This is a genomic window from Novosphingobium sp. BL-S-19, assembly GCF_055521675.1.
Genome location: NZ_CM145498.1, coordinates 2016375 through 2041353, shown reverse-complemented (window position 1 = coordinate 2041353; position 24979 = coordinate 2016375). Strand labels below are relative to the sequence as shown.

General features: G+C 63.7%; 28 protein-coding genes. 16 read left to right on the top strand and 12 right to left on the bottom strand.

Annotated features, from left to right (window positions below):
* Nucleotides 1-127 precede the first annotated feature (127 nt).
* A complete protein-coding gene (locus ACZ1JV_RS17760; RefSeq protein WP_465138420.1) occupies nt 128-784 on the top strand; it encodes an alpha/beta hydrolase in 657 nt (218 codons plus the stop codon).
* A 42-nt stretch (nt 785-826) separates the two neighbouring features.
* On the opposite strand, the gene ACZ1JV_RS17755 is transcribed toward ACZ1JV_RS17760, so the two are convergent.
* Nucleotides 827-1039, bottom strand: a complete 213-nt coding sequence (locus ACZ1JV_RS17755; RefSeq protein WP_465149868.1) for a hypothetical protein — start codon at nt 1037-1039, stop codon at nt 827-829.
* Between the two features lie 93 nt (nt 1040-1132).
* Here ACZ1JV_RS17755 and ACZ1JV_RS17750 point away from each other — a divergent pair, with 93 nt between their 5' ends.
* Entirely contained in the window at nt 1133-2971 is a 1839-nt protein-coding gene (locus tag ACZ1JV_RS17750; RefSeq protein ID WP_465149867.1) for a DUF885 domain-containing protein, read from the top strand.
* Between the two features lie 201 nt (nt 2972-3172).
* Nucleotides 3173-3559, top strand: a complete 387-nt coding sequence (locus ACZ1JV_RS17745; protein ID WP_465149866.1) for a DUF3597 domain-containing protein — start codon at nt 3173-3175, stop codon at nt 3557-3559.
* Nucleotides 3560-3638: 79 nt separating this feature from the next.
* Here ACZ1JV_RS17745 and ACZ1JV_RS17740 read toward each other — a convergent pair whose 3' ends face one another.
* The 3 genes from ACZ1JV_RS17740 to ACZ1JV_RS17730 form a co-directional block, all read right to left on the bottom strand.
* Entirely contained in the window at nt 3639-3992 is a 354-nt protein-coding gene (locus ACZ1JV_RS17740; RefSeq protein WP_465138416.1) for a hypothetical protein, read from the bottom strand.
* Nucleotides 3993-4083: 91 nt separating this feature from the next.
* Nucleotides 4084-4947, bottom strand: a complete 864-nt coding sequence (locus ACZ1JV_RS17735; RefSeq protein WP_465149865.1) for a class I SAM-dependent methyltransferase — start codon at nt 4945-4947, stop codon at nt 4084-4086.
* 134 nt (nt 4948-5081) lie between these two features.
* Nucleotides 5082-6689, bottom strand: coding sequence for a phosphoenolpyruvate carboxykinase (locus ACZ1JV_RS17730; RefSeq protein ID WP_465149864.1), 1608 nt, complete (start codon nt 6687-6689; stop codon nt 5082-5084).
* 232 nt (nt 6690-6921) lie between these two features.
* On the opposite strand from ACZ1JV_RS17730, the gene ACZ1JV_RS17725 reads away from it, so the two are divergent.
* The 8 genes from ACZ1JV_RS17725 to ACZ1JV_RS17690 all read left to right on the top strand — a co-directional run bounded on the left by ACZ1JV_RS17725 (nt 6922) and on the right by ACZ1JV_RS17690 (nt 12974).
* Nucleotides 6922-7692, top strand: a complete 771-nt coding sequence (locus tag ACZ1JV_RS17725; protein ID WP_465149863.1) for a response regulator transcription factor — start codon at nt 6922-6924, stop codon at nt 7690-7692.
* Nucleotides 7685-9292: a sensor histidine kinase gene (locus ACZ1JV_RS17720; protein ID WP_465149862.1), complete on the top strand. Its 1608-nt coding sequence runs from the start codon at nt 7685-7687 to the stop codon at nt 9290-9292. Before ACZ1JV_RS17725 ends, ACZ1JV_RS17720 begins: the two co-directional genes overlap by 8 nt.
* Nucleotides 9293-9294: 2 nt before the next feature.
* Nucleotides 9295-9750, top strand: coding sequence for an HPr kinase/phosphorylase (locus tag ACZ1JV_RS17715; protein ID WP_465149861.1), 456 nt, complete (start codon nt 9295-9297; stop codon nt 9748-9750).
* Nucleotides 9751-9802: 52 nt separating this feature from the next.
* Nucleotides 9803-10765, top strand: coding sequence for an RNase adapter RapZ (rapZ, locus tag ACZ1JV_RS17710; protein ID WP_465138410.1), 963 nt, complete (start codon nt 9803-9805; stop codon nt 10763-10765).
* Between the two features lie 66 nt (nt 10766-10831).
* Complete coding sequence (locus ACZ1JV_RS17705; RefSeq protein ID WP_395332833.1) at nt 10832-11239, top strand: PTS sugar transporter subunit IIA; 408 nt, start codon at nt 10832-10834, stop codon at nt 11237-11239.
* The gene (locus ACZ1JV_RS17700; protein ID WP_395332831.1) at nt 11236-11514 is read left to right on the top strand and encodes an HPr family phosphocarrier protein; all 279 of its coding nucleotides are present in this window, start codon (nt 11236-11238) and stop codon (nt 11512-11514) included. Before ACZ1JV_RS17705 ends, ACZ1JV_RS17700 begins: the two co-directional genes overlap by 4 nt.
* Before the next feature lie 10 nt (nt 11515-11524).
* Nucleotides 11525-12334 carry a TrmH family RNA methyltransferase gene (locus tag ACZ1JV_RS17695; RefSeq protein WP_465149860.1) on the top strand — a complete coding sequence of 270 codons (810 nt, stop codon included), beginning with the start codon at nt 11525-11527 and terminating at the stop codon, nt 12332-12334.
* A 190-nt stretch (nt 12335-12524) separates the two neighbouring features.
* Nucleotides 12525-12974 (top strand): META domain-containing protein, encoded by a 450-nt coding sequence (locus ACZ1JV_RS17690; protein ID WP_465138408.1) that lies wholly within the window; start codon nt 12525-12527, stop codon nt 12972-12974.
* A 2-nt stretch (nt 12975-12976) separates the two neighbouring features.
* Here the strand turns inward: ACZ1JV_RS17690 and ACZ1JV_RS17685 are convergent, their stop codons facing one another.
* From ACZ1JV_RS17685 to recR, 3 genes are all read right to left on the bottom strand, one after another.
* On the bottom strand, nt 12977-14572 hold the full coding sequence (locus ACZ1JV_RS17685; protein WP_465149859.1) for a DNA recombination protein RmuC: 1596 nt from the start codon (nt 14570-14572) through the stop codon (nt 12977-12979).
* Nucleotides 14573-14640: 68 nt separating this feature from the next.
* Nucleotides 14641-15210, bottom strand: coding sequence for a peptide deformylase (gene def / locus ACZ1JV_RS17680; RefSeq protein WP_465138406.1), 570 nt, complete (start codon nt 15208-15210; stop codon nt 14641-14643).
* 73 nt (nt 15211-15283) lie between these two features.
* A complete protein-coding gene (gene recR, locus ACZ1JV_RS17675; protein WP_465138405.1) occupies nt 15284-15880 on the bottom strand; it encodes a recombination mediator RecR in 597 nt (198 codons plus the stop codon).
* Nucleotides 15881-15940: 60 nt separating this feature from the next.
* Here recR and fmt point away from each other — a divergent pair, with 60 nt between their 5' ends.
* On the top strand, nt 15941-16849 hold the full coding sequence (gene fmt / locus ACZ1JV_RS17670; protein ID WP_465149858.1) for a methionyl-tRNA formyltransferase: 909 nt from the start codon (nt 15941-15943) through the stop codon (nt 16847-16849).
* A gap of 3 nt (nt 16850-16852) precedes the next feature.
* Here fmt and ACZ1JV_RS17665 read toward each other — a convergent pair whose 3' ends face one another.
* Nucleotides 16853-17386 (bottom strand): cupin domain-containing protein, encoded by a 534-nt coding sequence (locus ACZ1JV_RS17665; protein ID WP_465149857.1) that lies wholly within the window; start codon nt 17384-17386, stop codon nt 16853-16855.
* A gap of 97 nt (nt 17387-17483) precedes the next feature.
* Between ACZ1JV_RS17665 and truA the strand changes: the two genes are divergently transcribed.
* Nucleotides 17484-18230, top strand: coding sequence for a tRNA pseudouridine(38-40) synthase TruA (gene truA / locus ACZ1JV_RS17660; protein ID WP_465138528.1), 747 nt, complete (start codon nt 17484-17486; stop codon nt 18228-18230).
* 381 nt (nt 18231-18611) lie between these two features.
* On the opposite strand, the gene ACZ1JV_RS17655 is transcribed toward truA, so the two are convergent.
* From ACZ1JV_RS17655 to ACZ1JV_RS17640, 4 genes are all read right to left on the bottom strand, one after another.
* Complete coding sequence (locus ACZ1JV_RS17655; protein ID WP_465149856.1) at nt 18612-20021, bottom strand: methyl-accepting chemotaxis protein; 1410 nt, start codon at nt 20019-20021, stop codon at nt 18612-18614.
* Between the two features lie 155 nt (nt 20022-20176).
* Complete coding sequence (locus ACZ1JV_RS17650) at nt 20177-20692, bottom strand: CAP family protein (RefSeq protein ID WP_465149855.1); 516 nt, start codon at nt 20690-20692, stop codon at nt 20177-20179.
* Between the two features lie 396 nt (nt 20693-21088).
* On the bottom strand, nt 21089-22081 hold the full coding sequence (gene cobS, locus ACZ1JV_RS17645; protein WP_465138400.1) for a cobaltochelatase subunit CobS: 993 nt from the start codon (nt 22079-22081) through the stop codon (nt 21089-21091).
* 95 nt (nt 22082-22176) lie between these two features.
* Nucleotides 22177-22890, bottom strand: coding sequence for a winged helix-turn-helix transcriptional regulator (locus ACZ1JV_RS17640; RefSeq protein ID WP_465149854.1), 714 nt, complete (start codon nt 22888-22890; stop codon nt 22177-22179).
* A gap of 168 nt (nt 22891-23058) precedes the next feature.
* Between ACZ1JV_RS17640 and ACZ1JV_RS17635 the strand changes: the two genes are divergently transcribed.
* From ACZ1JV_RS17635 to ACZ1JV_RS17625, 3 genes are read left to right on the top strand one after another with little or no spacing between them, the layout of a single operon-like run.
* A complete protein-coding gene (locus tag ACZ1JV_RS17635) occupies nt 23059-23727 on the top strand; it encodes a glutathione S-transferase family protein (RefSeq protein WP_465149853.1) in 669 nt (222 codons plus the stop codon).
* A 3-nt stretch (nt 23728-23730) separates the two neighbouring features.
* A complete protein-coding gene (locus tag ACZ1JV_RS17630; RefSeq protein ID WP_465149852.1) occupies nt 23731-24102 on the top strand; it encodes a DUF1428 domain-containing protein in 372 nt (123 codons plus the stop codon).
* Nucleotides 24099-24905, top strand: coding sequence for a VOC family protein (locus ACZ1JV_RS17625; RefSeq protein ID WP_465149851.1), 807 nt, complete (start codon nt 24099-24101; stop codon nt 24903-24905). The genes ACZ1JV_RS17630 and ACZ1JV_RS17625 overlap by 4 nt, the downstream gene beginning before the upstream one ends.
* The last annotated feature ends 74 nt before the right edge of the window (nt 24906-24979 follow it).

Here is a 24979-nt window from a genome sequence, read left to right as displayed (position 1 = left end):
CAAAAGTTGTTTTCGGGGCGGTTGTTTCTATATAGCGAACCATTCCTTTTCCACTCCCGTGAGTGCCGACGCGGCAAATCGCCGCCGGTATTTCGCGGGAGTTTCAACAGGTCAGGCCCGCAAACACATGCCCGCAGTCATTTTTCCCGGACCCGAAGGCCGCCTCGAAGGCCGCTTCCAGCCCGCAACGCGCCCGCGCGCGCCCGTGGCCATGATCCTTCACCCGCACCCGCAGGCGGGCGGCACGATGAACGACCGCGTCACGCAGAACCTGTACAAGGCGTTCGTGGCCCGCGGCTTCGCCACCCTGCGCTTCAACTTCCGCGGCGTTGGCCGCAGCCAGGGCAGCTTCGACAACGGCGTGGGTGAATTGTCCGACGCCGCCGCCGCGCTCGACTGGGTGCAGTCGATCCACCCTGAAGCCTCCACCACCTGGATCGCCGGCTATTCGTTCGGCGCGCTGATCGGCATGCAGCTGCTGATGCGCCGTCCGGAGATTCGCGGCTTCATCTCGGTGGCGCCGCCGGCCAACATGTACGACTTCTCGTTCCTCGCCCCCTGCCCCGCTTCGGGCATCATCATTCAGGGCGCAGCTGACACCGTTGTTACGCCGAACGCGGTGCAGAAGCTGGTCGACAAGCTGCGCACACAGAAGCACATCACCATCCACCACGATGAAATTCCGCGCGCGAACCACTTCTTCGAAAACGAGATGGACGACCTGATGCGCTCGGTCGACAACTACCTCGATATGCGCCTCTCGCCGGATTGCCCGATCAAGTAATCGGACCGGGTTTCGATCAGGAATGCAAAAGGCGTCGGAGGGTTACTCCGGCGCCTTTTCCTTTGCCGCGGCGTCGGCCAGCGAATTGCCGTCGGGTGTCGGAACCACCAGAATCGCCACGTTCACCGCCATCACCCCGGCCAGCACCAGCATGAGCACTGCCTGCTTGCGATAGCCGCCACGCCGAAACAGCGCGATAGCGCCCAGCACAAGCGCGGCAATGGCGAGAACGAGCAGGGAAAGCGCTATATCCATCGTTTTCCCCTAGCCCAGCATGGTCCGGCAATCGAGCGGGTTTGACACACGCTCCACCGCTCGCCAGTTTCGCCGCCCATGAAGAACCAAGTCATGGGAACCGCGCCCCTCTCGCGCCGCACCACCCTCCAGCTTCTGGCCACCGGAACCGCTGCGCTAGCCCTGCCCGGCGCGCGGGCACTTGCCGCTGCACCTTCCGGCCAGAAGGCGGCTTCCGATCTGCTCGATTCGATCGCCTGGAACCTGCTGGAACACGCCCCTGAAAACGCCACCAGCCTGGGTGTCGATACTGGCGCTCACGCGGGCCTGCGTTCGCGCCTTGAGGATCGCTCCTTCGCCGGCCGCAATGCGCTGGCAAAGACGTTGCGCACCGATCTGGCCCGTGCCGAGGCGTTCGACACCACAGGGCTCGACCATGCCGATCGTACCAGCCTTGCCGTGATCCGCAGCGCCTATCGCACCGCGCTGGACGGTCTGGCCCAGCCTTATGGCGACGTGGCCGTGGGTGGCTGGCGCAACACGCCCTACGTCGTGATCCAGAACGTGGGCGCCTATCTCGATACGCCCAAATTCCTCGATGCCGACCATCAGGTAAAAACGGCCGAGGACGCGGAGGCTTACGTCTCACGCCTTGCCCAGTTCGATTCGCAGCTAGACGGCGAGCTGGAGCGGATGCGCGCGGCCACCGACAAGGGCCTAGTCCCGCCGGACTTTCTGCTGGACCGCGCCATCGCCCAGATGGAAAGCACGATTGCCGATGCCCGCAATAACGGCGGCGGGCTCGTTTCTTCGCTTGTGGGCCGCACCAAGACTATCCCCGGCGACTGGGAAAACCGCACCAAGACCATCGTCGCGGGCGAAGTGGTGCCGGCGCTGGAACGTCAGCTGGCCGAACTCAAGCGCCAACGCGGCCTTGCCAAGAGCGATCCGGGCATGGGCGCCCGTCCGCATGGCCCCGAATTCTACGCCTGGGCCCTGCGCGCCAGCACCACCACGACCGTTCCGGCAGAGGAAATCCACCAGCGGGGGCTGGAGGAACTGGCCGCGCTCCACGCCCGCATGGACCCGATCCTGAAGTCACTGGGCTACACGCAGGGCAGCGTGGGTGAGCGCATGACCGCGCTGGGCAGCGACAAGCGCTTCATGTTCCCCGAAGGCGATCCCGGCCGCGCCGAGATCATGGCCTTCATCCAGAAGCGCATCGACTGGATCCGCGCGCAGATGCCGCGTGCCTTCCGCGATCCGGTCAGCGGCAAAGTGGAAGTGCGCCGCCTGCCGCTTTCCGAAGAGCCCGGCGCGCCCACGGCCTATGGCGGCGGCGGCTCGAAGGACGGTACCGTGCCCGGCAAGATGTGGATCAACCTGCACACCACCGATCTGCACCGCAAGTTCGACCTGCCCACCTTGGTCCATCACGAAGCGATCCCCGGCCACGTCTGGCAGGGCGAATATGCCAACCGCCTGCCGCTGATCCGCTCCATGCTGGCGTTCAACGCCTATTCCGAAGGCTGGGCGCTTTATGGTGAGCAGCTTGCAGACGAGCTTGGCGCCTATGACGACGATGCGGTCGGCCGTCTGGGCTACCTCCAGTCCATCGCCTTCCGCGCCTGCCGCATGGTGGTGGATACCGGCCTTCACGCCAAGGGCTGGAGCCGCCAGCAGGCGGTGCAGTTCTTCGTGGAGAAGAACGGCAGCAACGCAGGCGAAATCGCCAGCGAAGTGGACCGTTACTGCTCGTGGCCGGGCCAAGCCTGCGGCTACAAGATGGGCCATTCGGAAATCAACCGCCAGCGCACCCGCGCGCAGCAGGCGCTGGGCTCGGCTTACGACCTGCGCGATTTCAACCAGGCCGTGGTCGATGGCGGCAACGTCCCGCTGGACGTGCTGGCGACCAATATCGACGAGTATATCGCGGGCCGAAAGACGCGCTGATCACTCCATCGCACTCACGGGGCACCGTGCCCCGTGGGTGCGGACATGGCGTAGGCAGAGCACCGGCTAACGGGCAGGATTGCTGCGCCGTGGGCACAAGGCCGACTCCGGCCCTTGTCGTTCGCGGCGTTCTGTACCCTGCCCCCCGGAACTCTGCCCCATGCGGCTTAGCCTCATGCGGTTCAGCCAAGGAGTACGTCCATGTCCATCTTCGGCTCGATCAAGGATGCCATCTTCGGCAAGAAGAAGGCCGCGCCCCCGCCTGCCGCCACAACTCCTGCTGCGGCGGCCCCAGCCCCGGCTGCAGCCGCTCCGCCACCCCCGGTCGCCGAAGAGCCGGTGGACGTGAACGCAGTGCTGACCGAAATGGCATCCGGCACCAATCTCGACTGGAAGCACTCGATCGTCGATCTGATGAAAGTGCTCAACATCGATTCCAGCCTCGGCAACCGCAAGGAACTGGCGCAGGAGCTGGGCTATACCGGCGCGCTGGACGGATCGGCCGAAATGAACCTGTGGCTGCACAAGGAAACGCTGCGCCAGTTGGCCGCACATGGCGGGCAAGTGCCGGCCGACATGCTGGACTGAACCGATCGCCGGAACCCCCGGCACGAGAAAGGCCGCCCCGCTTTGGCAGGGCGGCCTTTCTTCATCGCAGCAGAGGTGTTCAGCTCTTGCCGAACAGGCCCTTTGCCATGTCGGTAATGTCGTCGATCACGCTGCCATCGCCGTCCTTGTCCAGGAACGAGGCGAACTTGCCGGGGTCGCTCGACACCATGCTGGCGAACTGGCCCAGCGAACCTTCGCCGCCGATCGACGCGATGATCTGCTGAATGGTGCCGACGCCAAGGCCGGTCTTCTCCGCCGCCAGTTGCGCGGTATCGCCCTCTTGCTGATGCGCGAAGCCAAGCGCGGCAATAGCCTTTTCAGTCGTGGCCGTATCGAGGCCCAACTTGCCGGCAAGATTTTCGACATCGGGGTGATCGCTGACCTGGCCGAGAATTCCGTCGAAAAGTCCCATGGTGCAGTCTCCTTGATGAGTGCCGCCCGAATATGGGCGCAAACGATGACGAACGGAAGGCTTTCCGCAGTGTCCATTCGGCTACACGCGATCAACGCCCCGGATTGCAGGCCGTGACGATCCAGGCAACCCCTTCTATCTCCACCGAGCGCGCGCCGGAGCAAGCGGAAAAGGCGGCATGGACGGCTTTCTCGGCACGTTCGCGTATGGCCTCCGGCTGATCGGCCAGCGCGCGGGACAGCGGGCCGACCTCAAACGCCATGTTCACCGCATCGGCCACGGCGGTCGCACGATCCTCGCCCAGTCCGAAGCTGATAGTGTGGTCGAAGGGGCGCATTTCGCAGTCCACGAAGCCGGCCGCGGCCAAAATGCCTTCCACCCGCGCACGGTCTCCGAACGAGAACGGCCCGGGGGCGTCGGCGCTCGGCGGCTCGGACGGCGGAACGATGCCCTTGATCGCGCCCATCGGCAGGCGAACCCAGTCGTTCTCCGCAGCACCGCGCCAACAGACAAAGACCAAACGGCCGCCGGGTCGCAGCGAAAGGCGCATGTGCGCGAATGCTGCAACGGGATCGTCAAAGAACATCACGCCGAAGCGCGAATAGAGCAGGTCGAAGCCTTCCACAGGAAGCGGCGCAACGCTGACGTCCGCCACGTCGAAAGTGATCGGCAGGTTCGGCGGCGTGGTCTGGCGCGCCCGCTCGATCAGTGGTGTCGAGATATCGAGCGCCAGAACATGCCCGCGCGAACCGATCTGCCTGCCGATCTCGAACGTCTGCGTCCCGGCCCCGCATCCCACGTCGAGCACGTGCTCCCCAGTCTGCGGTGCGGCGGCTGCCAAAGCGGCCTGGCCGAAAGGCTGCAGCATCGCGTCGAGCCGCGCCTGATTGGTCACCCAGCGCTGGCCACTCGTTCCGTTCCAATCCGAGACCTGATAGACATTTTTGCGCGACATCGATGCTCCTTCGATATGCTATTGCGACTTAATATCATATTTGAGGAGCGCTTCAAACGCTATCCGATCGGGATAGCAAAAGGGCCCCGGAGCGTATGCTCCGAGGCCCTCGTGATTGCTTTCGCCTAAGCCGATCAGGCCGAGACGGGAGCCGCCCGGCGAACGCCTTCGTCGACATGGGCTTCGAACTGGGCGAAGTTGTCGATGAACTGCTTCACCAGCGTCTGCGCGGTCTTGTCGTATACCGCGCCATCAGCCCAGGCCGCACGTGGATCGAGCAGCTTGGCATCGACGCCCGGCACCGCCACCGGAATTTCGAAACCGAAGTTCGGATCTTCCTTGAACTCAGCGGTGTTCAGGCTGCCGTCGAGTGCAGCATTGAGCAGCGCCCGGGTGGCCTTGATCGGCATGCGCTTGATGCCTTCCATCGTGGCCTTGCCGCCCGACCAGCCAGTGTTAACCAGCCAGCACTTCACACCGCCCTTGGCGATACGCTCCTTGAGGAGGTTGCCGTAGACCGACGGGTGACGCGGCATGAACGGCGCGCCGAAGCAGGTGCTGAAGGTGGCTTCCGGTTCGGTAACGCCGATCTCGGTACCGGCGACGCGCGCGGTGTAGCCCGAGAGGAAGTGATACATCGCCTGATCGGGCGTGAGACGCGCGATCGGAGGCAACACGCCGTAAGCGTCGGCAGTCAGGAAGATGATGTTCTTCGGAACCGGGCCGAGGTTCTTTTCCGACGTGTTCGGGATGAAGTCGATCGGGTAGGAACCGCGGCTGTTCTCGGCCAGCGAGTTGTCGTCGAGGTCGATCTGGCGCGTCACCGGATCGATCACCACGTTTTCGAGAACGGTGCCGAAGCGCTTGGTAGTGGCGAAGATTTCCGGTTCGGCCTCTTCGGAGAGACGGATCATCTTGGCGTAGCAGCCGCCTTCGAAGTTGAACACGGCGGTATCCGACCAGCCATGCTCATCGTCACCGATCAGCGTGCGCGAAGCGTCGGCCGAAAGCGTGGTCTTGCCGGTGCCTGAAAGGCCGAAGAACACGGCTGTGTCACCTTCAGGCCCGATGTTGGCCGAGCAGTGCATCGGCATCACGCCCTTGGTGGGCAGCAGGTAGTTGAGAATGCCGAAGACCGACTTCTTCATTTCGCCCGCGTAGGAGGTGCCGCCGATCAGGATCAGCTTCTCGGTGAAGTTGACCGCGATTACGGTCTCGCTGCGGCTGCCATGACGCTCAGGATCGGCGCGGAAGCTGGGCAGATCGATGATCGTGTACTCGGGCGCGAAGCCTTCGAGTTCGGTCGCGGTCGGGCGCACCAGCAGGGTGCGGATGAACAGGTTGTGCCAGGCGAATTCGTTGATCACGCGCACGTTGACGCGGTGCTCGGGCTGCGAACCACCGAAAAGGTCGGCGACGTAAAGCGTGTCTTTCTCAGCGACCGCTTTAAGGAAGTCTTCCTTCAGTGCAGCAAAGTGCTCCGGCGTCATGGCGACGTTGGTCTTGCCCCACCACACCGTGTTCTCCGTCTCGGCATCCTTGACGATGAACTTGTCCTTGGCCGAACGGCCGGTGTGCTTGCCGGTGGCGACCACGAACGGGCCGTCGACGCTCAGCACGCCCTCTCCGTTCCTGACCGCATGTTCGACGAGCGGGGCCGTGCCCAGATTCGCGAATATTTCCGCGCTTGTTTCAATGCCTTGTTTGGCGAGCGAGTAGTTAAGGGTAGCGGTCAATGTCATCTCCTCCATTTTCAGACACCTCTCGATCGGGATCGAGAGGTACCCGGACATTTTTACGCAAGACTCGGGGGCGCGCTTAATCGCGCCCCTCTTTTCCGTCAAATCCACAGGAAAATAAACCAATCGGGTTGCGACGAACGTGATCTCTTTTGCGTCCGGAACGGAGATTGTCAGCCGGATGGAGTATCGCTAGGCGTTATCACCAAGCGAAAAGAGGAACCCGATCAGCCCCATGGCAGAGCCGTCGACACCGCCCGGGCAGAACGAGCCGCAGCGCAGCGACAGCGCCGCGCGACCTCAGACGATCGCGCTGGTCGACGATGACCGCAATATTCTGGCCACGCTGTCGATCGGTTTGCAGGCCGAAGGCTTTGTCACCCGCGTCTATACCGACAGCGAGGCAGCCTTGAAGGCGTTGCTCGACAATCCGCCAGACCTTGCGATCTTCGACATCAAGATGCCGCGCATGGATGGCCTGTCTTTGCTGCAGGCCCTTCGCGCACAATCGAGCCTGCCGGTCATCTTCCTCACCTCCAAGGATGAGGAGCCGGATGAAGCGCTGGGCCTGGCCATGGGCGCGGACGACTACATCACCAAACCCTTCAGCCAGCGCCTGTTGGTCGCGCGCATTCGCGCCATCCTTCGAAGAAGCGAACTGGTACGCGCTCCGGCGGATGCGGCATCCGGGGAAGCGGTGCCGGAAACCGTGGTGCGTGGCCGCCTGCAGCTCGATCCCGCGCGCCATCAGGTCTCCTGGCAGGGCCGGCCGGTCTCGCTGACGGTGACCGAATTCCTCATCCTCGAAGCACTCGCCATGCGCCCCGGTGTGGTCAAAAGCCGCAATCAGCTGATGGACGCCGCTTATAGCGACGACGTCTATGTCGACGATCGCACGATCGACAGCCACATCAAACGCCTGCGTCGCAAATTCCGCGCTGTGGATGCGGAGTTTGCGGCGATCGATACGCTCTACGGCGCCGGCTATTCGTTCACCGATGGCTGACCGCTCGCGCGCGCACCGGCCTACTGCGCGCAAGGCGCCTAAGCGGGTTCGCCTTGGGCTGCCGTGGCGCGTCTCGCTCACTGCACGCATCCTGGCCGTCAACGTCATTGCCCTGGCCCTGCTGGCGGGCAGCCTGTTCTATCTCGACAGCTACCGCCGCGAACTTCTGGACGAACGCTATCGCCTTGCCGCTTCGCAGGCGGAGATCGTCGCCCATGCCCTGGCCGCGACGCCGCGAGACCAACACCGGAAGCTGATCGCACGGATCGGATCGAGCGAGACACTCCGCCTGCGGCTGTTCGACGCCAAGGGCCAGTTGGTGGCAGACAGCTTCGCGCTTGCCCCGCCGTCGTACACGCTGGTCGACCCCGCCAAGGAACCCTGGCTGCAGGATGCCGCGCGCGTTCTCGATCGCAGCATGGACTTCGTGCTCGGCTCGCCCCCGGTTCCACCCTATCATGACAATCCCGGCGCCGATGCGCGGGCCTGGCCGGAGATTTCCGCCGCCCTCACCGCCGGACGCACGGAGGTGAGCCACGAGGCCGCGCCGGACCGCACACCCGTCATCATCGCCGCAACCCCGGTCGGCGCAACCGGCGGCGCACTGCTCGTCACCCGCAACGCCCGCGACATTACGGAAAACGTGCGCATGGCACGCCAGACGCTGGCCTTTATTGTCGGCGGCGCACTGGGTGTCTCGATCCTGCTCTCCCTGTTTCTTGCCCGCACGATCGTCGAGCCACTGCGCAAGCTGGTGCGCGCCACCGTCCGGGTGCGGTTGGGCCGCGATCGCAGCGTCGTGGTCCCCCGCCTGCCCGACCGGCGCGACGAGATCGGCCTGCTGGCCCGCGCGGTATCCGACATGAGCGGTGCGCTGCGCCAGCGCATCGACGCGGTGGAAAGCTTCGCAGCCGACGTCGCCCACGAACTCAAGAACCCGCTCACCTCGCTGCGTAGCGCGCTCGAAAGTCTGGACCGCGTGGATGAACCAGGCCTGCGCCGCCAGCTGATCGGCATTGCCAAGGACGACGTGCGGCGGATCGATTTCCTGGTGACCGAGATCGCTGACGCCAGTCGCATCGATGCGGAACTCAGCCGCACTACTTTCGAGCCGGTTGACATGCTGCGCCTGGTACGCGCGCTGGTGGCGGAGCGCGAGCAGCGCGGCGTCAACGGCAATTGCCCGATCGAGATCGCAGAAATTACCGCAAACGACGCGACCGGACAGCAAGGGCTCGTCGTGGCCGGCGACGCGGGCCGGCTGGAGCGGGTGCTGCAGAACCTGCTGGATAATGCGATCTCCTTTTCGCCTGGCGGAGCGCCTATCGAAGTCACCCTGGCGCGAGAAGGCCAGCGCGTGATCATCGGCGTCTCCGACCATGGCCCAGGCATTCCCGAAGCCTCGCGCGAACGCATCTTCGAACGCTTCCACTCGCTCCGTCCATCCGGCGAAGAGTTCGGCAAGCACAGCGGCCTGGGCCTCGCCATCGCACGCACCATCGTAGAGGCCCACTTCGGCAAATTGCGCGCGACGGACCGCACCGACGGCGAACATGGCGCCCGACTGGTGTTCTCGCTGCCCGCATGGCAGGGTGAATGACGATGCCCAGTTCGCCTGCGCCCGCCCCCGCCCCCGCCAATGTTCGACAAGCGACCTGCATCGCCATCGATGGCCGCGCGATACTGATCGAGGGAAATTCCGGCGCAGGCAAATCGACCCTCGCGCTGGAGCTTATCGATCGCGGCGCCGTGCTCGTGGGCGACGACGGCGTGGTGCTCGAAGCGGCCGACAATCGCCTGCTCGCCCATCCCCATCCCAACACGCGCGGGCTGCTGGAAGTCCGCAATCTGGGAATTCTGGCGTTTCCCTGCATCGACGAAGCGCCAGTCGTGCTGGTCATCGCGCTCGATCCGGAGGCGCCGCGCTTCATCGAAGCGGCCGAGACGGTGGAAATCGCCGGAATCGAGCTACCACTGGTGCGACTGTGGCCACAGGGTGGATCTCTTGCACTTAAGGTGGAACTGGCAGTGTCCCACTTTGGCAACAGGGTTTGCTGACTCTCCTTCCGCCCCCTTCCTTTTCCGGGCGGCCCGGCGCAAACAGGCCCCCATGACCCTCGATTCCCCCGAAACCGATCAATTGCCGGAAACCAGCGCCGCTCCCGACCGGCAGCGCGTGCTGCTGGTCACCGGCATGCTCGGTGCCGGCAAGACGACCGCGCTGCGGGTGCTTGAGGATCTGGGCTGGGAAATCATCGACAACTTCCCGGTGCGCCTGCTCGATCGCCTGATCGACAGCGCGCCGGTTGCGGACCAGTCGCCGCGGCCGTCGCTGGCGATCGGCTTCGATTGCCGCACGCGCGGGTTCGACCCCGACCGCGTGATTGCGCAAGTGAAGGCGCTCAGCGAACGCCACGACATCGAACTGAACACACTGTTCCTCGATTGTTCGAGCAAGGAATTGGAGCGCCGCTTCAACGAAACCCGCCGCCGCCACGCGCTGGCCGCGGATGCCCCCGTGGACACCGGCATCCGTGCAGAACGCGAATTGCTCGCCCCGCTGCGCCGCTGGGCGGACCTGCTCGTGGAAACCACCGAATTCACCTCGAACGATCTGCAGCGGGTGATTCGCGAACGCTTCTCCACCGAACAGCCTGACGATCTGACGCTGACCGTCTCCAGCTTCGGCTTCTCGCGCGGGATGCCGCCACTGGCCGATCTCGTCTTCGACATGCGCTTCGTGGAAAACCCGCATTGGGATCCGGAACTGCGCCCGATGACCGGCCTCGACGCGCCAGTGGGCGATTACGTGCGTCGCGATCCCGCCTTTGACGAGGCTTTTACCCGCATCCGCGACCTGCTTCTCCTGCTGCTTCCGCGATACCGGGCGCAGGGCAAGGCCTATGTCCACATCGCCTTCGGTTGCACCGGCGGCCGTCATCGATCGGTATACACAGCCGAACGCATGGCTGCGGCCTTGCGCGAAGCGGGATTTTCGCCCACATTGTTGCACCGCAACCTGGGCTCGCGAGCAGCCGATCTTCTGGAAGGAGGTCAGCGGCGTGAACGATAAGTATATTCCCCGGGAACTATCAACCTGGTCGCCCAAGCAAGAAAAATTTCGGAGCCCGTTTCCAGCATGATCGGCATGATCCTGGTGACTCACGGCAATCTCGCCGAAGAGTTCGTACACGCGATGGAGCACGTCGTCGGCGATCAGTCGGCGGTGGCGACTGTCTGCATCGGTCCCAATGACGATATGGAACGCCGCCGCAGCGAGATTGCCGATGCGATCGTCGCGGTCGACAGCGGCGAAGGCGTCATCATCCTCACCGACCTGTTCGGCGGCACCCCTTCCAATCTGGCGATCTCGCTGATGGAAGCCGGGCGCGTGGAAGTGATCGCCGGCATCAACCTGCCGATGCTGATTCGCCTCGCCAAAGCGCGTGCCTGCATGTCCGTGCGCGAAGCGGCAGCCGCCGCGCGCGATGCCGGACGCAATTACATTACCATTGCCAGCGAATATCTGGGACAAGATGCCGCATGAACGATTGCAGTGAGACCGTCCTGATCGTGAACCAGCGCGGGCTGCACGCGCGCGCCAGTGCCAAGTTCGTGAACCATGTCGCCGAATTGCCGACATCCGTACTCGTCAAGGTTGGCAAGGACGGCGTGGAAGCTGCCGGCAACTCCATTCTCGGCCTGATGATGCTGGGCGCCGCCAAGGGCGACAGCATCGAGATTTCCTGCGCTGGCGAAGGCGCGCCGGAAGCGCTGAATCTGCTCGCCGGCCTCGTCCGCGATGGTTTCGGCGAAGAATAAGGGCAGTACGTTGGCCGAGCGCCGCACTATTACCGGATTTTCGAACCCGCTGGTCAAGTTTTTGCGCTCCCTGCGCGAGAAGAAGCACCGCAAGCGGGAACAGCGGTTCCTTGCCGAAGGCCTGCGTCTGCTGACCGATGCCCGCGAATGCGGCATCGTGCCCGAGATGCTGGTCATGGCGATCGGCCGCGATCCGCACCCACTGCTCGACGCGCTGGAAGAAGCCGTGGCGGCTGCCGGCGGCGACATCGTCGAGATGGATGTCGACATCCTTGCCAAAGTCACCGGCAAGGACAATCCGCAGGCCGTTGCCGGCGTTTTCGCCGAATTCGACACCCGCATCGCCAATCTCGATCGCGCCGCCGCGCCGATCTGGCTGGTGGCGCAGGCCCTGCGCGACCCCGGCAACCTGGGCACCATGCTCCGCACCGGCGATGCCGTCGGCGCGGGCGGCCTGATCCTGCTGGATGACTGCGCCGATCCGTTCTCGGTAGAGGCCGTGCGCGCCAGCATGGGCGCGATCTTCACGCAGAAGATCGTCACCGCACGCTGGGACGAATTCCTGCCGTGGCTGCGGGGCGGCGAAGGCCAGTTGGTCGCCGCTTCGCTACGCGATCCGACCGACTATCGCGAGGCGGCCTATGCCGCACCATGCTTCCTGATGGTGGGCAACGAATCGCAGGGGCTTCCGCAGGAGTACGAGGAAGCATGCGATCTGCGAGTAACGATCCCGATGCTGGGTCGCGCCGATAGCCTCAATGCGGCAGTTGCCGGCGCGGTATTGGCATACGAAGCCTTGGCACATCTTCGCACCGACTAATTCCAGTCGCTTCGCGTTATTGAAGATTTGGGCGCAAGCAGGGGAGCAAAGCCCCTGCACCTCCATCACCACCTGCGCTTCGCCTCACATATCAGGTGAACAAGCATTGCCGGAATGAACACCTTTCGCGCCTGAATCCCTACAAAGGTGTTCATCACAGCCTCAGGTCGGATGTGCGAGAAACTTTCGCATGCTTCGTCACGCGATTTTTCCGGCCTCCTGCGCCGCCATGCTTGCTGCCTGTTCCGGTTCGGGCGGTAACGGCGATCCGCAGCTTGCCCGCAGTTCCTGGCGTATCACTCTGATCGATGGACAACGCCCGCAGGCCGATGGCGCCAGGATCTCGTTCGAAGGCCGGAAAATCGGCATCCGTGTAGGTTGCAACCAGATGGACGGCCCATGGCATATCGATGATGACCGGCTCATTGCCGGCCCCCTCTCTCTCACCGAGATGAGCTGCCCCACGCCTGCATGGGATCAGGAAAAAGCCATCGGCGCCCTGCTCGTCGCCACCCCGCGCCTTGTCATCGACAACAACCGGATGACCCTGCAATCGAGCGGCCATACGGCCGAACTGCAGCGCGAAACCAGCGTTGCCGGGAACGACAAAGCTAACGAAGCCAGCGGCAAGGCCTTCTAGGCTTACTCCGCCGCTTCGGCGCCTTCCGCTTCAAGATCATCCGAAAAATCGGCAAGCTGCGCCCCGGTGTCAGCATAACGCGGCATCTCTTCCACCGCCGCTACATCGTCGGAAATCTCGCGCTTGCCGATCTTGATGTGCTTTTCGGTAAGACGACGCGCGCGGCTCATCACATTGCCTTCGTAAGTTCTGGCAAATGCATTGAACGAGTTCACCGCTCGCCCAAGGTGCTGCCCTACTTTGCCGAGATCGTCCTGCGTCTTGGCAAGGCTGTCATAAAGATCACTGCCGAGCTTGCCGATCTCGCGCGCTTCCTTGGCGAGCCCTTCCTGCTGCCAGACTTGCGCAATGGTGCGGCAGATGGCGACGAGGTTGGTCGGGCTGGCAAGCAGCACGCGCCGCTCGAAGGCATAGTCCCACAAACTGGAATCGTGATCGAGCGCCGCGGCAATGAAATGCTCGCCCGGCACGAACATCAGAACGTAATCCGGGGCGTTCTCGAACTGGCTCTGGTAGCTCTTGTTGCCCAGCGTCTGGATGTGATTGCGCATCGAGGCAGCATGCTGGTCCAGGAACGCCATGCGCCGCGTCTCGTCATCGGCCTCGAACGCGTCCTGATAGGCGTTGAGAGAAACCTTGGCGTCGATAACGAGTTGCTTGTTGCCGGGAATCCGGACGATCGCATCGGGGCGGAGACGCCCTTCCTCGGTATCGACCGAATGCTCGGTCACGAAATCGGTATGTTCAGTCAGGCCGCACTGTTCGAGCACGTTCTTGAGCTGCTGCTCGCCCCAGCGGCCACGCGCCTTCGGGGCATTGCGCAACGAGTTGCCGAGACGGACCGCTTCCGCCCGCACTTGCTCCTGGCCAACGCGCAGCGCCTCGATCTGGCCGGTAAGCTGACCGAAGGCGTCGACGCGCTTCGCTTCCAGCGCAGTGACCTGCTCCTCATAGCTCTTCAACCGCGCGCCGACTGGGGCCAGCAGTGTGGCAATACGCTCTGCATTGGCCTTCTCGCTTTCCTCAAAACGCGCGCCAGCACGGTTGAGGAAGGCTTCCTGCGCGCCTGCCAGCACTTTGGCACCGGCGTTCTCGAACTCCTTGCGCAGCGCTTCCTGCGCTTCGATCAGCAGACGCTTCTGTTCGTCGAAGTTGGCAGACTTTTCGCGCAGCGTCGCCAGTTCCGACGCCAGTTCGCGCTGCTCGCGGCGCAAGGCATCAACCAGAGCCGCATGCTCTGAGCGTGTGTTTTCGAGGGTTTGAGTCAGGTCGCCGCGCGTGCGATCCAGCACGGTGCCGTGCTCCCCGCGCAGGCGTTCCACCGCTTCACCATGGCTGCGACGGGCGAGTTCCATCGCCTGCGCATGGTCAACGCGGGTACGATCCAGAGTTTCGGCAAGTTCATCCGCACGGCTGGCGCGTTCGCTGGCCGATGCGAGATCGCGAATCGCGGCGCGGAACTTCTCATCGAGTTCGCGCGCCTCTCGATCGCGGATTTCGTGGCGGTTTCGCCAGTCGGTGGCCGGCCTGGAACCGAAGAACCAGCCGGCCCCAAGACCGACAACGAGCGCGAGAATGGCGACGACAGCGATTTCCATTCCGGCAGCATAACCGGAACATTCAGGGAACGCCAGCCCTCAAGCCAGCTTTTCCCCAATGTGCGAAATCAGGCTGCCTTGCGCAGCTTGTCCAGCTTCTTGAGCGCCATCTGGCGCTTCAGGCGCGAGAGATGATCGATGAAGAGGATGCCTTCGAGGTGGTCCATCTCGTGCTGCAGGCAGGTGGCCATCAGGCCGTCCATCTCTTCCTCGTGCACCTTGCCGTCAAGATCCTGCCAGCGCGCACGGATTCGCGAGGGGCGTTCGACGTCAGCGAAGATCTCCGGCACCGAAAGGCAGCCTTCCTGATAGACCGTGTGGTCTTCCGAAGGATCGAGGATTTCCGGATTGATGAAGATCCGGGGTTCCTTCTTGGTCGGCTGGTGCGTGTGGTGGTGACCGCCGTGAGCAGAGCACACTTCCGGTTCCGCATCTTCGTCGTCAGGCTGGAGATCGATCACCAGCACGCGCAGCGGCACGCCCACCTGAATGGCGGCAAGGCCGATGCCCGGCGCATCATACATGGTCTCGAACATGTCCTCGACGAGCGTCTTGAGCTCGTCGTCGAACTTTTCGACGGGGACCGAAACCTGCTTGAGACGCGGATCGGGAACTTCGAGGATTTCACGGATAGCCATGCCCCGCAAATAAGCGCGATGGCCGATTCTCGCAAGATGGACGCTTCGATCACAGTGATCGGCCTTGCAAAGATCAGGCGACAGGCCGCCTTGCCCGGATCGCCTGAGCAAGCGTTCCTTCATCCAGATAGTCGAGTTCACCGCCCACCGGCAGGCCATGGGCAAGCTGGGTAATGCGCACCGGAAGTCCTTCAAGACGCTCGGCAATATAGTGCGCGGTGGTCTGCCCTTCGAGCGTGGCGTTCATGGCGAGGACGACCTCATCGACGCCCCCCGCCTCCACGCGGCCCAGCAAACGATCAATCGTCAGATCTTCCGGACGCACGCCGTCAAGCGCGGAAAGACGGCCGCCAAGGACGTGATATCGGCCGTTGAACAGCCGCGCGCGGTCCAGCGCCCAAAGGTCGGCCACTTCCTCCACCACGCAGAGCGAGCCCGCATCGCGGCGCGGATCGGCACAGATGCCGCAAGGGTTGGTGGTGTCGATATTGCCGCAGGTCTGACACTCGACCAGCGCTTCGCGGACAGCGGCAAGGGCATCGACCAGTTGCACCAGAGACGTCTCCCGCCGCTTGATAAGCCACAGCACCGCGCGGCGCGCGGAACGGGGGCCAAGGCCGGGAAGGCGCGACAGCGCGGCGGTAAGCGTCTCGATCTCTTGCGATGCCATGGCGGCGGAGATAGGGCCTCCGGAGCTTTTGAGAAAGTCCTTCGGAGAATTCCCCACACCATGCGCATCGTCTTTATGGGAACGCCCGATTTCGCGGTGCCAGCACTCGTCGCGCTGGTCGAGGCCGGGCACGAGGTCGTCGCCGTCTACAGCCAGCCGCCGCGTCCCGGCGGTCGTCGCGGCAAGGAACTGACCCCCTCGCCCGTCCACAAGGAAGCGGAAGCGCGCGGGATCGAGGTGCGGCACCCGGTTTCGCTCAAGAGCGCGGAGGAGCAGGAGAAGTTCGCTGCGCTGGAGGCCGATATCGCCGTGGTGGCGGCCTATGGACTGTTGCTGCCGCAGGCGGTGCTTGATGCGCCGCGCTTGGGCTGCCTAAACATCCACGCCTCGATCCTGCCGCGCTGGCGCGGGGCGGCCCCGATCCAGCGGGCGATTCTGGCCGGCGATCCGACCACCGGCGTGACCATCATGCAGATGGAGATCGGCCTCGATACCGGCCCGATGCTGGCGACGCTGCGCACCACGATCGACCGCAAGACGGCCGGTGAACTGACCACGGAACTCGCCGAAAAGGGCGCGCAGCTTATGGTCGGCACCCTGCGCGATCTTGCCGTCCATCGCGCCGTCACCCAGCCGGAGGATGGCGTTACGTACGCGAAGAAGATCGACAAGGCCGAGGCCCGGCTCGACTTCTCGCTTCCTGCCGAGCAGGTTGAGCGGCAAGTCCGTGCTTTCATGCCTGCACCAGGTGCGTTCTTCGAACTCGACGGCGAGCGGTACAAGGTGCTGGCGGTCGATCTTGCCGAAGGTTCGGGCACCCCCGGCGTAACGCTCGACGACGCCCTTACCGTGGCCTGCGGCGAAGGCGCCCTCCGCGTCACGCGCATCCAGCGCGCAGGCAAGCCCGCCATGGACACGGCAGACCTGCTGCGCGGGCGGCCGATCCCGGCCGGTACGCGCCTCGGCTGATCGTCAGGACGAGCTGGCAATCTTTTCAGGCACGCGGCGGACGGGCGGAGGCTCGTTCGCCCAACGATCCTGCGCCTCTCGCACTTTGTCGGCGGCCTTAGCCCAACCTTCCGGCGACTTGTCGCGCACGCGGATGTCGAATGCGTCGGTAGCGCGGAATTCCAGCACTTCCGCGCCTTCCGGGCCGGCAACGTAGGCATAGGGAACCTCGCTGCCGACAAAGAAGCCGTCGCCAGCGACCAGCGTTTCGGTGCCGAGTTCCACGCTGCCGGCGACGATGTAGTAAAGGCAATCGCAGTCATGGCTGTGGAGCGGCAGCGCAAAGCCGCTCTTGAGCAGAAGCCGGGCCAGGCTCATTCCCGGCCGGCGATAGGGCACGTCCACCAGTTCGCCGCTTTCCGGGCCGGCTCCGGCAAAGAGCGGCAGCGCGGCGATCATGTTCGGCGCTTCGCCCGCCAAAGTCATGCAGCCGCAGTCGTTCAGCGAAGGCGCATCGCCGCCCCGGAAAATCTCGAAGCGCGGTCGTTCCTCGGCCATTTTCACTCTCCCACGTGAACCGGCGCCAAGGATGCGCCGCTTCCCCACTGACGCCAAGCCGTTTGCAGCGGGGCCCCAGTCCTGTATCGGCGGCGCGATGACCCGTTTTGCTCTCACTCTCGAATTCGATGGCGCCCCATACATGGGCCTTCAACGCCAGGCGCACGGCCCCTCGGTCCAGCAGAGCGTGGAGGAAGCGGCCTTCGCGCTGACCGGTCAGGTCACCAGCATGCATGCCGCCGGACGCACCGACGCGGGCGTCCATGCGCTGGGCATGAAAGTGCATATGGACATCGACAAGCCGTTCACGCCCTTCCAGCTTTCGGAAGGCATGAACGCGCGGCTGCGCCCGCATCCGATCGCCGTGGTCGCCTGCGAGATCGTGCCGGACGACTGGCACGCCCGCTTCTCCTGCATCGGCCGTTCGTACATCTACCGCATCGCCAACCGCCGCGCACCGCTGACGCTGGAGCGCGGCAAGGCCTGGCAAGTGCCCAAGCCGCTGGATGCCGACGCCATGCATCACGCCGCGCAAACGCTGGTGGGGCTTCACGATTTCACCACCTTCCGCTCCGCCCACTGCCAGTCGCAAAGCGCGCTCAAGACGCTCGACCGGCTCGATGTGCGGCGCGAGGGCGAGATGGTGCTGATCGAGGCCGAGGCCCGCAGCTTCCTGCACCATCAGGTCCGCTCGATGGTCGGCTGCCTTGCACTGGTGGGCATGGGCCGCTGGGACGAGAGGAAGCTCGCCGAAGCGCTGGAAGCCCGCGACCGGCAGGCGCTGGGCCTCAATTCCCCGCCGGACGGACTCTATTTCGTGAAGGCGACCTACCCAGAGGGCTGACCCCGCCAGTGCCGCAAGGTGACAGTTTGGTTGACACAGTTGACACGGTCCTGATGAAATATGCCCTTCCGAGGGCAAACCTGTCACCTTGCGCCGAAATACTGTCACCTTGCGCCGAAATACCGTCATCTTGCGACAGCCAGGTGTCACCTTGCCCGCGACGCGCTTGCGCCTTCGAGCGGCGTTAGCGGCAAGGCGCCGGGTCCCTTGGGCGAGGTGAAACATCCGAACACGTTACCTCAGGCGCCGGGATGTAGGAAAAGCGCCTCCCACACAGCCTGGAGCATATTCTAATCAGGTGGAATAACCTGATGACTCGGAAAATACGCCAAACCAAAAACTTAGAGCAATCGATCCGACGCAGTCGGGTCGAAAACTGCTCTAGAATTCGGACCAATCCTCACCCGATTTCGCCGCGTTGACCGCCAGGTTCCCGTGCATCGCCACAGGTGCGAAGCGGGGCCGTGCAGGCGGGGGAACAGCCGGCGCTTGCCGGGGCAGAAAACGGACCGGCGCACTTTCGTCGGCATTCATCCTGAAGCGCGCAGTCAGTTCTGAAAGCCCTTCGGCTTCCGAGGCAAGGCCGCGTGCAGCAGCGGCGGTCTGCTCCACCATCGCAGCATTCTGCTGGACCATCTGGTCCATGCTGGCAACGCCCCCGCCGATGTCGGTCAAGGCCTCCGACTGCACTTGCGCGCCCCGGGCGATCGCATCGACCAGTTCGTTGATCTCGCCGATCCTGGTCCCGATCCGTTCGAGCATGCGTCCAGTCTGTCCGACCAGATCGACCCCTTCCGCGACCTGCAAGGACGATGTGGTTATCAGCGCGCGAATTTCCCGGGCCGCATCGGAAGATCGCTGCGCCAGCGCCCGCACTTCATTGGCGACGACGGCGAACCCGCGGCCGGCGTCGCCCGCACGCGCGGCCTCCACCCCGGCGTTCAGCGCCAAGAGATTGGTCTGGAAGGCGATACCGTCGATCAGATCGATGATCTGGTTTATCTGCAGCGAACTTTTTTCGATCGCATCCATGGCGGTGACTGCCTTGCTCACGACTTTTGCGCCATCGTCGGCATCACCGCTTGCCGCGCCTACGGCAACGCGCACCTCACCCGCGCTTCGTGCCGTTACTTCCACCATTCCCGTCACGTGGGTCATGGAAGCCGAAGTCCGTTCCAGCGTTGCCGCCTGGCTTGCCGTGCGCTGCGCCAGATCGTCCGAGGCGGCGCGAATTTCAGCCGACCCGGTGCGCACGCTGCTGGCCGAGGAAACCACTTGCGCGATGCTTGCCTCCAGGCCGGAAACGGTGCGATTGAAGCTGGCCCGCAGGGTTTCGTATTCCTCGGCGAAGGCTGTCTCCAGCTTCACCGTCATGTCCCCGCTTTCGAGGGCAAGCAGGCCGCGTTCCAGCGCTTCGACCATTTGCACGCGCGTGGAGTTGAGTTGCACTTGCAAGGCATTGTCCCGGAACACCGCCATGGCCTTGGTCATCCGGCCCACGCAGTCACTGTGGTCGGTGAAGCGTATCGGGCTGGCAAGATCGCCCGCCGCCAGCCCTTCCATACGCACCACGGTCTCGACATAAGGGTCGCAGATCAACTTTCCGCTGATCTTTACCGTCGCCAGCGATGCCAGCAGCGACAGCACGGCCAGCCCGATCCCCGCCGTGGTAAAATGTCGGGAGGCAAGAACCGCCCCGGCTGAAGAAAGCAGGCCCCACAAACCGTGGAGATAGAAAAGAGTACGGAATTTGAGCCGGATCGGCGCGTACTTTTCGAACCAGTCGAACATCCTCAGCCTCGCTGACCACGTTCCGCAAGGCCAAAATGCCCCGGGATAGCCCACGATGTACCGGTGATTTGCAAAGGGATTGGGGCGTGCCCGCTAAGGGCTTTCAGGTAACGCGATGTGTAGAAACGGCAAGGCGGGGCGCCAGGCGCATCGCCTTATCGCCTGCCGAGAGCAATCGCCTGGCCGCGATAGGGGCTTTCGTTCAGGACATTGCCCGGCGGATCGTATCGACACACCAGATATTCGAACCGCACTCCTCGGGACAAGGCGCAGCCGACTTCCGTCGTGCCGGACCAGATCATCTGCGTATAGTGGCCGACGCGATGATAATTGTCCTGCCACGACCGCATTCGGCGCAGCGGAATCTTTTCGTTGGTCCAGCCTGAAACCATCTCGTCGATGCCGTAGGCGCCGCGCGTTCCCATCCAGAGGTTTTCGCCCTCCGTCCGGTTCGATGCGTCGTGCTGGAATACGTTGGAAGACGCAAGCTTGTCTGCCCAATCGGCGGCGTCGCGCGCCAACTTGGTGCTCCAGCGCAGTGGCTGAGAATTTACGGCGGCGCGTTCCTCGTTGTGGATGGCAAGGACGACATCTTGAAACCGGGATTCGCTCACGGCAGGCCGAGTGCCCGACGCAGCAACAGCCGCCGCCGCGAGAACGCCAAACACCATCGAAACTCCTTGATTCCCGACCTCGCCGTCCAGCTACACCGGAAATCCTGTCAATTTGCCGAACGGCACCACCTTAATGCGACAACAGTTAACGCAAGTACCCACGCGCCATCCCTGCCGCACACATCTGCCGCCGCTCAGAGACCGTTTGAAAATCCGCGAAATGCGAATTTTGCGGCACCGGCCCTCTCCCCCACCCTACCACCCATCGGTAGTATCCTGCGGGTGGTAAGGTGGGGGAGAGGGCAAGTGCCGCCTCAAAAATGCCCCCAAGGGCATTTTTCAAACGGACTCTCAGACACAAAAAAAGAGAGGCCGCAGCCTCCCTTTTTCAAGGTCGTTCCTGTGTGTTCAGAGACCGTGAAATTCGCTCTTCGCGAATTTCCAGACAGACTCTCAGGCCTTGGAGACGACGCTCTCCGGCAGGTCGGTGCCGAACACCCGCTGGTAGTATTCGGCCACCATCACGCGTTCGGTCTCATCGCACTTGTTCAGGAACGAGAGGCGGAAGGCGAAGCCCACGTCGTTGAAGATCGCGGTGTTCTGCGCCCAGGTGATGACGGTACGCGGGCTCATCACGGTCGAGATATCGCCGTTCATGAAGCCCTGGCGCGAGAAGTCGGCCACCTTCACCATGTTGGCGATCGTCGCGGCATCGATCTGCGGCACCTTCTTCGAGACGATGTCGGTCTCGACCGGCTGCGGCAAATAGTTGAGGCCGACAACCAGATTCCAGCGGTCCATCTGGCCCTGGTTGATCTGCTGGGTACCGTGATAGAGGCCCGAGGTATCGCCAAGGCCCACCGTGTTGGCTGTGGCGAAGAGGCGGAAATGCTTGTCCGGGCGGATCACGCGGTTCTGGTCCAGCAGGGTCAGCTTGCCCTCGGTCTCCAGAATGCGCTGGATCACGAACATCACGTCCGGACGGCCGGCGTCATATTCGTCGAACACCAGTGCAACCGGGTGCTGCAGCGCCCAAGGAAGCAGGCCTTCGCGGAATTCGGTGACCTGAAGACCATCGCGCAGCACGATGGCATCGCGGCCGATCAGGTCGATACGGCTGATGTGGGCATCCAGATTGATGCGGATGCACGGCCACTTCAGACGCGCCGCCACCTGCTCGATATGCGTCGACTTGCCAGTACCGTGATAGCCCTGCACCATCACGCGGCGGTTGTAGGCAAAGCCCGCCAGGATCGCGAGGGTCGTGTCCGGATCGAAGACATAGGTCTCGTCAAGGTCGGGCACGCGTTCGTCGGCGACGGAGAAGGCAGGCACCTTCATGTCGATATCGATGCCGAACGTCTCGCGAACGTCGACTTCGATGTCGGGAGCGGCAAGGACGGTGGTGTCGCGGTTCTCGGGCTTCATGGTCTCTGACTCAGTCATCGTGCGTACCGGGTAGACAAGCGGGCGCTGCACCGCAACAGGCTTTGACCATGGAATGACATTGGAGGGCGCTGTACCCCGCTTCCTGTTTCGCTTCAGACGCGGAACTTGGGCGGCAATGCAAACAGATCGATGAAGCGCGCCGCCATGGCGGCATCCCCTTCGATGGCCAGCTTTCCGCCCGCCTCCTCCACCGACTTCTTGCCGTAGAAGACCGGGAGAAAATCGGACGCGCTGGCAGCGGAAAAGCGCAAATCCGGCGCGGTTGCGGAATCTCCGGCCGGGCGCACATCCAACACGCCATCGTGCAGTTGCGCCGCGAATTTCAGCCCGCCGATATCGAATGCGGTCAGCAGCGAAAGATCGCCCGCGCGCGGCCGGTCGATCAGCGCACGCAGCGAAAGCATCAGCGAAACCGGAGTGAAGGCCAGCGCCGGGTCGTGCCCGGGCGAACGCAGCCCCCAGCGCACCAGTTCCAGCAGTACCGGCTCAAGCCCCAGCCCCCATTCGGTGAGACCATAGACTTGCACTGACGCCGGCGGCGCCAATCGGGTGCGGCGGACGATCCCCGATGCCTCCAGCGAGTTCAGCCGTTCGGTAAGCACCTTGGCACTCAATGTCGGCAGCGCCGCGCGCAATTCGTTGAAACGGCGCGGGCCCAGCAGCATTTCTCGCACGATCAGCAAGGACCAGCGCTCTCCGATGAGTTCCAGCGCCAAGGAACCGCCGCAGGCATCCTCATACCACCGGCCATGGCGCGCACCAGTCTGCCCATCCGCCGTGCACGCACCTTTTGCCGGGGAACGCATTCGCTTCATCGTCACACTAGTTTCATTTGGTAACTTCATAGTTGCTTTTTGTAACCCATCAGCGCAGCGTCAGGCAATAACGATTCGCCGCAACATGGACGGGAAGAATCACTTCGCGGGTCCGCTCACCAGCTGACCTGTGTTATGGCCATCAGTGGGAGAAAGCAGATGCCTGTGTGCGACAACGCAGCAACGGTAGTCAGCGGATTCAACAACGTGCCACCGCCGGTGCGCGGCGTGGTGCGCGATCTTCGCATCCGCTGGGCGCTTGAGGAGATCGGGCGCGATTACCGGATGGAACTGTTCGATGCGATGACGCCGCGCAGCGACGAGTATCGCGAATGGCAGCCTTTCGCGCAGGTTCCCGCCTTCGACGATGGAGAGATCCGCATGTTCGAAAGCGGCGCGATCCTGCTCTATCTGGGTGAGCAGGACCCGCGCCTGCTGCCCATCGCATCGGCGCCGCGCTGGCAGGCGATCACCTGGCTGTTCGCCGGCATGAACAGCGTTGAACCGCATATCATGCAGGTCAACGCGATCGACATATTCTACGTCAATGAGCCGTGGGCCGCGCAGGCACGCCCCGGCGCGGTCAAGCAGGCGGAGCGCAAGCTGGCCGTGGTCGAAAAGGCGCTGGCAGGCCGCGAATGGCTGGCCGGCCCCTTCACCGTCGCCGACATCCTGATGGTCACCGTGCTGCGCTGCCTGGACCACACCGACATTCTGGCCGCTTTCCCCGCGCTCACTGCCTACAAGGCCCGCGCCGAAGCGCGGCGGGCCTTCCGCCACGCCCTTGCCGAACAACTGGACGCCTATTCCGCCCCCGCAGGAGAGTGAACCATGGCCTACATAGACGGCTTCGTCATACCCGTGCCGCTTGCCAACAAGGACAAGTTCATCGCGCATGCCCGTGAATTCGACGAATATTTCATCGAGTACGGCGCCACACGGGTATGGGAATGCTGGGGCGACGATGTGCCCCATGGCAAGCAGACCGACTTCTACATGGCCGTCGGCGCCAAGGAAGACGAAGCCGTCTGCTTCAGCTGGATCGAATGGCCGGACAAGGAAACGCGCGATCGGCAGATGGCCCTGCTGATGGAGCTGATGAAGAACGACCCGCGCTTCGATCCACAGAACAATCCGCCGCCGTTCGACGGTGCACGCATGATCTTCGGCGGGTTCCAGCCCGTCGTCGTGGTGGGAGAATGACCGTGGGCAATCCTGTCGGAAGCTTCATCTGGTACGAACTGCTCACCAGCGACATCGACGGCGCGGCCGCCTTCTACAAGGCGGTGGTGGGCTGGACGATCTCTCGCCACTCCGATCCCGACGCGGGCGGCATGGATTACCGCATGATCCAGCGCGACGACGGCGGCATGGCCGGCGGCGCGATGCAGATCACGCAGGATATGCAGATGGGCGGCGCCCGCCCCTGCTGGCTGCCCTACCTCAATGTCGACGACGTCGATGCCGAAGTCCACGCCATCGTTGCGGAGGGCGGCCGCGAACAGTTGCCCGCTTTCGACATGCCGGTGGGCCGCATCGCCATGGTGGCGGACCCGCAGGGCGTGCCGATCTACCTGATGAAGCCGGTGCCCCCAGCCGGTCAGACCGACGCCACCAGCGACGTGTTCTCCGTCACCGAGAACCAGCATGTTCGCTGGAACGAACTGGCCAGCCCCGATCAGGCCGCCTCCATGGCGTTCTACGGCAAGCACTTCGGCTTCACGTTCGACGAGAAGATGTCGATGGGCGACATGGGCGACTATTGCTTCATCGGCCATCACGGGCAGACGCTGGGCGCAATCATGCAGCGCCAGAGCGACCAGCAACCAGCGATCTGGATGTTCTACTTCGGCGTCCCCTCCATCGCGGCGGCGAAATCGGCGATCGAGAACAGCGGCGGCAAGGTCCTGATGGGCCCGCACGAGGTTCCCGGCGGCGACTGGATCGTCGTCGCCATGGACCCGCAGGGCGCGGGCTTCGGCCTGGTCGGCCCGAAAGGCGAATGAGCGGACAATTCATGGACATGCACCCGCCGATCAAGGCTTGACGGCAGGCGTTTGTTCCATGATTGTTCCACCCG

Excerpts from the sequence above, each read along its gene's own strand:
- ACZ1JV_RS17760 (WP_465138420.1), top strand. The coding sequence starts at position 128 with ATGCCCGCAGTCATTTTTCCCGGACCCGAAGGCCGCCTCGAAGGCCGC.
- ACZ1JV_RS17755 (WP_465149868.1), bottom strand. The coding sequence starts at position 1,039 with ATGGATATAGCGCTTTCCCTGCTCGTTCTCGCCATTGCCGCGCTTGTG.
- ACZ1JV_RS17750 (WP_465149867.1), top strand. The coding sequence starts at position 1,133 with ATGGGAACCGCGCCCCTCTCGCGCCGCACCACCCTCCAGCTTCTGGCC.
- ACZ1JV_RS17745 (WP_465149866.1), top strand. The coding sequence starts at position 3,173 with ATGTCCATCTTCGGCTCGATCAAGGATGCCATCTTCGGCAAGAAGAAG.
- ACZ1JV_RS17740 (WP_465138416.1), bottom strand. The coding sequence starts at position 3,992 with ATGGGACTTTTCGACGGAATTCTCGGCCAGGTCAGCGATCACCCCGAT.
- ACZ1JV_RS17735 (WP_465149865.1), bottom strand. The coding sequence starts at position 4,947 with ATGTCGCGCAAAAATGTCTATCAGGTCTCGGATTGGAACGGAACGAGT.
- ACZ1JV_RS17730 (WP_465149864.1), bottom strand. The coding sequence starts at position 6,689 with ATGACATTGACCGCTACCCTTAACTACTCGCTCGCCAAACAAGGCATT.
- ACZ1JV_RS17725 (WP_465149863.1), top strand. The coding sequence starts at position 6,922 with ATGGCAGAGCCGTCGACACCGCCCGGGCAGAACGAGCCGCAGCGCAGC.
- ACZ1JV_RS17720 (WP_465149862.1), top strand. The coding sequence starts at position 7,685 with ATGGCTGACCGCTCGCGCGCGCACCGGCCTACTGCGCGCAAGGCGCCT.
- ACZ1JV_RS17715 (WP_465149861.1), top strand. The coding sequence starts at position 9,295 with ATGCCCAGTTCGCCTGCGCCCGCCCCCGCCCCCGCCAATGTTCGACAA.
- rapZ (WP_465138410.1), top strand. The coding sequence starts at position 9,803 with ATGACCCTCGATTCCCCCGAAACCGATCAATTGCCGGAAACCAGCGCC.
- ACZ1JV_RS17705 (WP_395332833.1), top strand. The coding sequence starts at position 10,832 with ATGATCGGCATGATCCTGGTGACTCACGGCAATCTCGCCGAAGAGTTC.
- ACZ1JV_RS17700 (WP_395332831.1), top strand. The coding sequence starts at position 11,236 with ATGAACGATTGCAGTGAGACCGTCCTGATCGTGAACCAGCGCGGGCTG.
- ACZ1JV_RS17690 (WP_465138408.1), top strand. The coding sequence starts at position 12,525 with ATGCTTCGTCACGCGATTTTTCCGGCCTCCTGCGCCGCCATGCTTGCT.
- ACZ1JV_RS17685 (WP_465149859.1), bottom strand. The coding sequence starts at position 14,572 with ATGGAAATCGCTGTCGTCGCCATTCTCGCGCTCGTTGTCGGTCTTGGG.
- def (WP_465138406.1), bottom strand. The coding sequence starts at position 15,210 with ATGGCTATCCGTGAAATCCTCGAAGTTCCCGATCCGCGTCTCAAGCAG.
- recR (WP_465138405.1), bottom strand. The coding sequence starts at position 15,880 with ATGGCATCGCAAGAGATCGAGACGCTTACCGCCGCGCTGTCGCGCCTT.
- fmt (WP_465149858.1), top strand. The coding sequence starts at position 15,941 with ATGCGCATCGTCTTTATGGGAACGCCCGATTTCGCGGTGCCAGCACTC.
- ACZ1JV_RS17665 (WP_465149857.1), bottom strand. The coding sequence starts at position 17,386 with ATGGCCGAGGAACGACCGCGCTTCGAGATTTTCCGGGGCGGCGATGCG.
- truA (WP_465138528.1), top strand. The coding sequence starts at position 17,484 with ATGACCCGTTTTGCTCTCACTCTCGAATTCGATGGCGCCCCATACATG.
- ACZ1JV_RS17655 (WP_465149856.1), bottom strand. The coding sequence starts at position 20,021 with ATGTTCGACTGGTTCGAAAAGTACGCGCCGATCCGGCTCAAATTCCGT.
- ACZ1JV_RS17650 (WP_465149855.1), bottom strand. The coding sequence starts at position 20,692 with ATGGTGTTTGGCGTTCTCGCGGCGGCGGCTGTTGCTGCGTCGGGCACT.
- cobS (WP_465138400.1), bottom strand. The coding sequence starts at position 22,081 with ATGACTGAGTCAGAGACCATGAAGCCCGAGAACCGCGACACCACCGTC.
- ACZ1JV_RS17640 (WP_465149854.1), bottom strand. The coding sequence starts at position 22,890 with ATGCGTTCCCCGGCAAAAGGTGCGTGCACGGCGGATGGGCAGACTGGT.
- ACZ1JV_RS17635 (WP_465149853.1), top strand. The coding sequence starts at position 23,059 with ATGCCTGTGTGCGACAACGCAGCAACGGTAGTCAGCGGATTCAACAAC.
- ACZ1JV_RS17630 (WP_465149852.1), top strand. The coding sequence starts at position 23,731 with ATGGCCTACATAGACGGCTTCGTCATACCCGTGCCGCTTGCCAACAAG.
- ACZ1JV_RS17625 (WP_465149851.1), top strand. The coding sequence starts at position 24,099 with ATGACCGTGGGCAATCCTGTCGGAAGCTTCATCTGGTACGAACTGCTC.